Annotated in this window: 4 protein-coding genes and 1 tRNA gene; 3 read left to right on the forward strand and 2 right to left on the reverse strand. The window is 32.0% G+C overall.

The features are described from left to right. Window positions 1-12: 12 nt before the first annotated feature. Window positions 13-4383, forward strand: a complete 4371-nt coding sequence (locus BLR17_RS12665; protein WP_066330204.1) for a T9SS type B sorting domain-containing protein — start codon at window positions 13-15, stop codon at window positions 4381-4383. A 172-nt stretch (window positions 4384-4555) separates the two neighbouring features. Here the strand turns inward: BLR17_RS12665 and typA are convergent, their stop codons facing one another. After that, on the reverse strand, window positions 4556-6352 hold the full coding sequence (gene typA, locus BLR17_RS12670) for a translational GTPase TypA (protein ID WP_066330205.1): 1797 nt from the start codon (window positions 6350-6352) through the stop codon (window positions 4556-4558). A 169-nt stretch (window positions 6353-6521) separates the two neighbouring features. Between typA and BLR17_RS12675 the strand changes: the two genes are divergently transcribed. Together BLR17_RS12675 and BLR17_RS12680 are read left to right on the forward strand one after the other, a co-directional pair. Then, a complete protein-coding gene (locus tag BLR17_RS12675; protein WP_066330210.1) occupies window positions 6522-8234 on the forward strand; it encodes a PAS domain-containing sensor histidine kinase in 1713 nt (570 codons plus the stop codon). Window position 8235: 1 nt separating this feature from the next. Beyond that, entirely contained in the window at window positions 8236-8634 is a 399-nt protein-coding gene (locus tag BLR17_RS12680) for a response regulator (RefSeq protein WP_066330214.1), read from the forward strand. 230 nt (window positions 8635-8864) lie between these two features. Here the strand turns inward: BLR17_RS12680 and BLR17_RS12685 are convergent. Further along, window positions 8865-8950: transfer RNA gene (locus BLR17_RS12685), tRNA-Leu, on the reverse strand. Window positions 8951-8954 lie beyond the last annotated feature (4 nt).

Genomic DNA, 8954 nt, shown 5'->3' on the forward strand with positions numbered 1-8954 from the left:
TAAATTTATCAAATGAGAAAAATATTTTTACTAAGCCTAACTTTAATCACTCTAAATTGTGTTGCGCAATTTAGCAGAACACATTATATCCCACCGATAGCAAACCAAAACCAAACTCTAAAAGCAGAAGACCAATATTTATACATATCTACTCCCAGCATCAAGGATGTAAACTTAAAAATAATAGCTATAGGAGGACAAATCATTTATGCTACTGTAAACAACAGTAGTCCTTATATTTATAAAATAGGAGTAGGAATCAACACCCAACTATTCACACCAAAAACTATAATTGGAAAATTAATAAACAAAGGCTTCATCATCGAAGCAGATGATTTAGTGTATTGTAGTGTTAGAGTTAATGCCGGTTTAAACCAAAACACCGGCGAATACAATCATGCGGGAGGACTCGTTTCTAAAGGAAATAGTGCCATAGGAACAACCTTTAGGCTGGGCGCAATGCTTAACCCATTATATGATGCTTCGCTACTTAATTTTGCTTCTATACTGGCAACTGAAAACAACACACAAGTTACCATTTCTAATATTCCAATAGGAACTATATTAACTGATGGCACTATAATAAATGGGCCAATTACTATAAATTTAAATAAAAATGAGACTTATGTTATTGCTTTAGAAAACTTTCCAAATTCTATTTCTTCTAATAGTGCCAAAATGATTGGTGCTTTAGTAGAATCAGACAAAGGAATTGTAGTCAATTCAGGTTCTTTTGGAGGAAGTAACAGTATCGAATTAAGCAATAATGGTCCAACAGGAAGAGATGTTGGTTTTGATCAAATCGTTCCTTTAGAAAAAACAGGTAAAGAATACATTTTCACAAAAGGAAATGGAACTAACGAAATAGAACGCATTATTCTGGTTGCTCATAATCCTCAAACAGAAGTTTATTTAAACGGAAACACAACACCAAACTATACACTACAACCCGGAGAATATACGACAATTGATGGAGCTCAATTTATAAACAATAATCTTTATGTAAAAACTACCGAAAATGTATTTGCTTATCAGTGTATAGGTGGAACAAACAAACCGGCAAATCAAAATTTATTTTTTGTTCCTCCACTAAATTGTTCAACACCAAATACTGTAGACAACATACCGCAAATAGAATTTATTGGAAGTATAACTTATACCGGAGGTATGAATATTATAACCGAAAGAGATGCCGTTGTTACAATAAATAATAACCCAATAAATGCAACTCCTTTCGACATTACAGGAAACACTAATTATGTGCGCTATTCCTTAAACAACTTAAAAGGTAATATTAGTGTAAAATCTACTCAACAGGTATACGTTTCTTATTTTGGCACCAATAACGCTGCAACTTATGGCGGATATTATTCAGGATTTGATGCTAAACCTGAAATTGCTCTGGACAAATTAAACATTGGTGTTTCATCCTGCATCCCTAATCTTGTTTTAGAAGTAAGCTCTATATTAAATTACGACAACTTTTTATGGTATTTTAATGACACCCCAATTAGTAATTCAAATAGTAATTCATTTACCCCTAACCAACCAGGATACTACAAAGTAAGAGGTGGTATTACCAGTTGTGGAACTACAATTTTATCGGATATTATACCTGTTAGCAATTGCCCTTCGGATATTGACAACGACAATGTTAATGACAATATTGACCTTGACAATGATAATGACGGCATAACTAACTGCACAGAATCTTATGGCAACCAAAATATCAATATTTCAAATTTAAACTCCGGAAATATTACAGTTGGTGATTATTCCAACTCTTTTACAGGAACAGTCAGCACATCGGTCGCTGTCAGCAGCGCTCCTTTTTCAGGAAATTCCGATGGAAGTTTTGTCTCTGAAATTCCTGCCGGAAAAGGCAATTTCGTAAAATATTCACTAGCCTTTACTAAACCAATAAGTCTTGGAATAGAATATGTAAACACCGCTAATTCTGCCAATTTATTAAATGCAAATGCCGAATATATCATTTCTACAGATATTGATAAAACTGTTACCGTGCTTAATCCAAATAATGAATTATTGATAGACACTAATTACGATGGCATTTACGAAAGTGGTGTAACTGAATTCTCTTCTTTCGAAATCCGATTCCAAATAAACGGAATAGTACCATTAGCAGCCGGAACAACGCATTTCAAATTTCTAACTCATTTAGTCAACTCTTTTAGCTTTACACATAAGAATCTTTTAGATACCGAAGCAAACAAAAGTACTTTAAAGTTTTTTGCTGTTTGTGTTCCAAAAGACTCCGATGCTGATGGAATAGAAGACCAATTAGACAAAGATAGTGACGGCGATAATGTTTCTGATTTAACAGAAAGTCAAGACAATAATTTTACTTTAAACACTACAGACGTCAATAAAAACGGATTATACGATATTTTCGAAACAAAACTTAATCCTAATGATACTGATAACGACAATATTCCTGATTATCTTGATTTAGACAGTGATAACGATGGTATACTTGATTCTGTTGAAACAGGAAGCAATAATACCGATACCGACAATGATGGAATAAAAAACTTCAGAGACCTTGATAGTGATGGTGATTCTTGCTATGATGTACTTGAAGCTGGATTTACTGATACCACCGGCAATCATATTTTAGGTACTTCTTTTCCTCCTACAGTTGATGGAAAAGGACTTGTAACAAGCCGTACCAATGGCTATACTATTCCTAATTCTAATTATAACACAGCTGCTCCTATTGTAATTACAAACCAACCTAACGCAATACCACATTGTTTAAACCAAAGTAATTCGATTTCAATTACTACAAATGGAGACAGTTACCAATGGCAAATTTCAACTGACGGAACAAATTGGAATAACTTAAATAACAACAGTAATTATTCAGGAGTAACTTCTTCTACATTAACTATTAATTCGGTTATTCAAAATATGATTGGATATAAATACCGGGTTTTTATTAATAGAATAGGCAATACATGTGGTTTAATTTCAAATGAAACTGCTCTAACCACCTTAGATTTACCTGTAGTTAATAATATAAGTATTAAACAATGTGACGATGATTTAGATGCAAAAAGCTCTTTTAACCTTACAGTTAAAAATAATGAAATCTCAAACAATTATTTGAATGAGACTTTTAGCTATTTTACCTCTGCTGTGGCTGCAAACACAAATGATTCAACAAAAAAAATTGCAAATCCACTAACATATATTGCTAATAACGGAACAATTGTCTGGGCCAGAGTTGAAAATACCAATACCTGTTTCTCCGTAGCAAGAATTGATTTAATTGTTTCAGCTACTCAAATACCACCTGCATTTAATCTTATTTTCGAAAATTGTGATGATTATATTGACGCAACAAATGACGACTATGATGGCATTAGTACTTTTGATTTTAGCAGCGCAACAAACAGCATTTTAGCAATTTTACCCTCGCCAAAAACAAATTATTCTATTAAATATTACGGAACAGAAGCAGACGCTTTATCTGAAACAAAAGAAATAACAAGCACAACAAACTATCGCAACACCCTTTCTCCTAATCAACAAAAAATATGGGTGAGAGTTGATAATGATTTAGATAACAGCTGTTTTGGTATTGGACCCCATGTAACACTCAATATAAATCCAAAACCCAATATAGATATCAATGCTAATCATCTGTCCGATGTTTATGTATGCAATAATTTACCTAATTTTTTTGTAACATTAGATGCCGGTATACTTGACGGAAGTCCAACTACTAATTACAGCTATGTTTGGACAAAAGACAATCAGGTTTTAACAAACAAAACTAATTCAACCCTGGCTGTAAATACTGTCGGAACATATACCGTAACGGTTACATCACAAAAAGGCTGTAGCAGAACAAGAACATTAACTGTTACTGCTTCAGAAATTGCTCGCGTAAGCAATATTGAAGTAAATGAATTAAGTGAAAACAACAGTATTTTAGTTTCAGTAGAAGGGATTGGAAATTATGAATACAGCTTAGACGACAGCAACAACTACTATCAGGATTCCAACCTTTTTGAAAATGTTGCTGCAGGAATACACAAAGTCTACATTAGAGATAAAAATGGTTGCGGCATTGCCAATCAATCAATTGCAATTTTAGGAATTCCAAGATTTTTCACTCCAAACAATGATGGATTTAATGACTATTGGCAAATCAAAGGAATCAACTCTACTTTTAATTCAAAAACTGTTATTCATATTTTTGACCGCTATGGCAAACTCATCAAAGACATTAATCCTCAAAGTCAGGGTTGGGATGGAACATTAAACGGTAATGAGCTACCTGCTGATGATTATTGGTTTACTGTCAAACTTGAAAATGGAAAAGAAATTAAAGGACATTTCAGCTTGAAGAGATAACTTTTAAAATTTTCAATATCAATGTCAAAATACAATATCAAATCTTAAACTAAAAATCCAATTCATTAAATTCTAAATTCCAATTAAAAATAGTCCTAAAAAAGAATCCCAAATTCCTTCCGAAAGCTTTCGGGATAGGAATTTGGGATTTTTTTATTGAAGATTTAATCTTTTAGATTTTAAATCTTTTTCTATCAGTTTCAGATAAGTAAATTTTTCTTAAACGAAGTGATTTTGGAGTAACCTCTACGTATTCATCTTTTTGGATGTACTCTAAAGCTTCTTCTAAAGAGAATTTGATAGCAGGAATGATTCTCGCTTTATCATCAGCTCCTGAAGAACGAACGTTAGACAATTTTTTCGTTTTAGTTACATTCACAGTCATATCATCACTACGAGTGTTTTCACCAATTACCTGTCCTTCGTAAATATCTTCGTTAGGATCAACAAAGAATTTACCACGATCTTGTAATTTATCGATAGAATAAGGAATTGCTTTTCCATTTTCCATAGAAATCAATGAACCGTTATTACGTCCAGGAATTTCCCCTTTGTATGGTTCGTATCCAATGAAACGGTGAGACATAATAGCTTCACCTGCTGTAGCAGTAAGCAATTGATTTCTCAATCCAATGATTCCACGAGATGGAATATTGAATTTAACAATCATACGCTCTCCTTTTCCTTCCATAGAAAGCATTTCTCCTTTACGGATAGAAACAAATTCTACAGCTCTACCTGAAAGATTTTCCGGTAAATCGATAGTTAATTCCTCAATTGGCTCACATTTAACACCATCAACTTCTTTGATAATAACCTGTGGCTGACCAATTTGTAATTCGTATCCTTCTCTTCTCATCGTTTCGATAAGAACTGACAAGTGTAATACACCACGTCCAAATACCATAAATTTATCTGCAGAATCAGTCTCAGCAACTCTCATTGCTAAGTTTTTCTCTAACTCTTTAGTTAATCTTTCACGAATATGTCTTGAAGTAACAAATTTACCTTCTTTACCAAAGAAAGGTGAATCATTAATAGTAAACAACATACTCATTGTTGGCTCATCAATAGCAATTGTTTGTAAAGCTTCCGGATTTTCAAAATCAGCAATAGTATCACCAATTTCAAAACCTTCAACACCTACAACCGCACAAATATCACCAGCTATAACTTCTTCTACTTTTTTACGTCCAAGACCTTCAAAAGTATGTAATTCTTTAATTCTTGATTTAATTACTTTACCATCTCTTTTTACCAAAGAAATTGGCATACCTTCTTTCAAAACACCTCTTTCCAAACGACCGATAGCGATACGACCTGTAAAAGAAGAGAAATCTAAAGATGTAATCAACATTTGCGGAGTTCCTTCAGAAACTTTAGGAGCCGGAACATTAGCAATAACCATATCTAATAATGGCTCAATGTTCTCTGTTTGAACTTTCCAGTCTTCAGACATCCAGTTATTTTTAGCCGAACCGTAAACAGCAGGAAAATCCAATTGTTCTTCAGTAGCACCTAATTCAAACATTAAGTCGAAAACTTTTTCGTGAACTTCTTCCGGAGTACAGTTTTCTTTATCTACTTTATTGATAACCACACAAGGTTTCAATCCTAAATCAATCGCTTTTTGTAATACAAAACGCGTTTGTGGCATTGGTCCTTCAAATGCATCAACCAAAAGACACACTCCATCAGCCATGTTTAAAACACGCTCTACCTCTCCACCAAAATCGGCGTGACCAGGAGTATCGATAATATTAATTTTTGTTCCTTTGTAAGAAACAGAAACGTTCTTAGAAGTAATTGTAATACCTCTTTCTCGCTCTAAGTCGTTGTTATCAAGGATCAAATCTCCAGTATTTTCGTTCTCACGAAATAACTGACAATGATACATAATTTTATCAACCAAAGTGGTTTTACCGTGATCGACGTGGGCAATAATTGCAATGTTTCTAATAGCTTCCATCTGTGATTTTTAATGGCTGCAAAGGTACACTTTATTTTGATATAAAAAACATTTCTTAAATACTTTACTCTCATTGCAAAAGAACAGGCATACATTAGGATAATCGACTTTTTACAAATAAGTTTTCACAGAAATTTTGCTTTTAACAATTATTAATTATATTTGGTTAATGAAAAGAAAAACGAACCAAATAACAATAATATACTTACTTATTGCCGTTGTTTTGGCAACTTTTTTATATAAATTTTCTTCTCTCTATTTAAACTCTGAAAATTACCTTCTTTTTAATTTAATAAAAGATTTTATTTTAATCTTACTTACTGCATTTGCTATTAGATTTATCCTAATCAATAATGAAGAAAAAAATAAAATCATTTTTGAAAGATTAGAAAACACCAATAACGAAATCAAGGAATCAAATGACAAATACGATATTGTTGCAAAAGCGACAAGCGACACCATTTGGGACTGGAAAATTCAAGAAGACAAACTTAATTGGAGCAAAGGAATAAAAGCTGTTTTTGGTTACGAAGAAGATCAGGTTGGAGACAGTTCAAGCTGGTGGTTTGGAAATATCCATCCGGAAGACAGCATCAAAATGTCTATAAAACTGTATTCTTTTATTGAACAAAAAACAGAAAAATGGCAAGATGAATATCGTTTTAAATGTGCCGACGATACCTATAAATATGTCTTAGACAGAGGATTTCTTTTAAAAGATGAAAACGGGAAAGCTATTCGAATGATTGGAGCTCTTCAGGACATCACCAAACAAAAAGAAGAAGAATTACGATTAAAATTACTCGAAACCGTAATTTTACAAACCAAAGAATCTATTGTTATTACAGAAGCTAATTTAAATAAAAATCTTCTGCCAAAAGTTATCTATGTCAATCCGGCTTTTACCAGCATGACTGGTTACAAACCAGAAGAAATATTAAACAATTCTCTTAGTATATTAAGGGGGCCAAATACCGAAATCGGCGTATTAAAAAGAATTTTTCAAATTATTGAAAATAAAGACGAAGGATTACTTGAAATTAAAGCTTACAAAAAAGATAAAACCGAATTTTGGCTACGTTTTACAATGATTCCAATTTACAATACTGAAAACGAATTATCACATTGGGTATCTATCCAAAGAGATGTTACTGAAGAAAAAAATCAAGAAAAAGAAAAAGAACAGTTAATCAAGGAATTAACACAAAACAATAAAGATTTAAAACAATTTTCTTACATTACTTCTCACAACTTAAGAGCTCCAATGTCTAATTTAACCGGACTCCTAAATCTTATAGAAGACATCCCGATAGAAGATCCTGAGCTAAAAGAAATCATCAATGGCTTTAATAAATCAACCCATTTATTAAATGAAACCATAGAAGACTTAACAAAAGTCATGATAATCAAAGACAATACATCTATTCAAAAAGAAAATATTTCTCTAAAAGATATTTTTGAAAATGTATTCAGTCAATTAACTAATCAAATAGAATTATACAAACCTATTTTAAGATTAGACCTTGACAGTGTAAGCCTATTAAACACTAATAAAGCTTATTTAGAAAGCATATTATTAAACCTTATGACCAATTCTTTAAAATATAGCTCCAAAGATCGTTTATTAAAAATAACAATCATTGCACAACAAACTGGAAACACAATAAAACTTATTTTTAAAGATAACGGTATAGGAATTGACCTCACTAAAAACAAAGATAAAGTTTTTGGACTATATCAAAGATTTCATGACTACCCTGATAGTAAAGGATTAGGATTATACCTCGTAAAATCACAAGTTGAAGCTATGAAAGGCACTATTGGAATCGAGAGTCAAGTAAACAAAGGAACTACAATTACATTAACATTTAAAAACAAATAACATGTTAGATTTAATTCTATGTGTCGATGATGACCCTATTACCCTTATGTTATGTAAAAAAGTAATTACAAAAGCTTCTTTTTCAAACAACATCATTACTGCTAAAAACGGCGAAGAAGCGATACAATATTTCGATTCTATTCTAAATAAAGAAACAGACAAACTTCCTCAATTAGTTTTTTTAGATTTAAACATGCCTGTAATGGATGGATGGGATTTTTTAAACATCTTCAACACTCCTAAATATTCCGAAGTTACTACAAAAATCGTAGTTCTATCTTCTACTATTGATCCAGAAGATCATCAAAAATCAAAAAATTTCCCTATGGTAATTGATTTTTTATCAAAACCAATTACAAACGAAATGCTTAACTATTTACAAACAAAATTTGAAGAATAAAGACAATTCAATTTTCTAAACATAAATCATAATTTCACAAAATAAGAGAGCTATTTAATTAATAGCTCTCTTATTTTTTAATAGCTTATAAAATCCTTTAATCTATACCACAGGCCTGTATCTCAGAAACGTTTTATTTTCTAAATAACCAATTAATTTTAGAATTAATAAAAACATCTAAGAAAAAAACAAAAAAACTCCAATTAGCAAAATGCTAATTGGAGTTTTAGTACTCAGAGCGGGACTTGAACCCGCACGAACATTGCTGTTCACTGGATTTTAAGTCCAGCGTGTCTACCAATTTCACCATCCGAGCAATG

The organism is Flavobacterium glycines, from assembly GCF_900100165.1.
Lineage (GTDB): Bacteria > Bacteroidota > Bacteroidia > Flavobacteriales > Flavobacteriaceae > Flavobacterium > Flavobacterium glycines.